This window comes from Yeosuana aromativorans, from assembly GCF_014646655.1.
Lineage (GTDB): Bacteria > Bacteroidota > Bacteroidia > Flavobacteriales > Flavobacteriaceae > Yeosuana > Yeosuana aromativorans.
Genome location: NZ_BMNR01000019.1, coordinates 1,415 through 2,575 on the forward strand (window position 1 = coordinate 1,415; position 1,161 = coordinate 2,575).

Below are 1,161 nucleotides of genomic sequence, written 5' to 3' on the forward strand. Positions count from 1 at the left end.
TGGGTATATACGGATATATACGTTTAATGATACCAATTGAATGGAAAAAAGATTTTGCTTGGCCTGCAATAAAGAGCTTAAGGGCCGTTCGGACAAAAAATTCTGTGATGCCCAGTGCAGGAGTGCCCATCACAATGCCAGCAGGTCTTCCCACGAACTGTCCATCCAGAGGATAAACAGTGACCTGCGCAGGAACAGAAGCCTCATGGCACATTTCTGCCCAAGCGGCAAGAGCACCGTTGACAGGGAGGTCCTGTCCAAATTGGGCTTTAGGTTCGAGATATTCACCCATATTTTCCCGTTTAACAGTGGAACCTACTTTTTTTGCTATGAATATGGATACCTGCCCATACTCGAAAAGGGTACTGAGAAAATGTTGATAGTCCACAAGCAGGAATATATGGACAACCTCAGGTTTGAACCATGGGGCTTCAAGATCACCAAACATGGTTCCGAATAGGTGGTGATGGATGACATTTGCGTTTTTTGATTTTGGTTTGCAAATCCATTTGTAAAGCAAGAGGGTAACACGCTGCGCGATGTTACTGTTCATATTTCGTTTAAAATCAGCTATTTAACAATTTTAATTGGTTGCATTTATTTTGGATTTGCGGCAAAAGCTCTTGAAACCCCATTAAAATGGCACTTATTTGCGGCAAACCAATAGGATTTCATATGATCTGGTGGATATTGGACCGTTGTAGTATTTGCCAAATTCTGCTTATCCCATTTTTACGGTAAAAAGCCCCGTAAGCCCTATGAACAGGCAATTATTTACTGGAAAAATCATGTGGTCAATTTGTATTGATCGGTATTGCCGGCTTTTGGGTCTTATAGGTCTTAAAAGGGCATCGGTTCATTGTTTTTTATTAAAAAAGCCTCTTGTCCCAGTAAAACCAAGGAGTTTTTTAATAAAAAATGATACTGGCCTTTTAAGCTTCCCAAAAACATTGCATAGTATTAGCTCGGTAGATGTTGGGGCTTTTGTTCCGTAATGATTTCACATGCATCCCTTTTGGTTAAAAAAAATTGCCGGTCTGTTTTCATTATTTTTTTAAGCTCTTTTCTTTCAGCACCAGTTTTTCAATGGCATCATAGCTTGCCAACTGTGCATCTGGCAATAGGCCGTCCACCAGGTCCAGCACCGTGGCTATGGTCAGG

General features: G+C 41.1%; 1 protein-coding gene. It reads right to left on the minus strand.

Going from position 1 to position 1,161, the window contains the following annotated elements; translation table 11 throughout:
- Positions 1-553: hypothetical protein (locus tag IEW94_RS16750; RefSeq protein ID WP_188655233.1), on the minus strand; the 553-nt coding region annotated here is incomplete at its 3' end.
- Between the last annotated feature and the right edge of the window lie 608 nt (positions 554-1,161).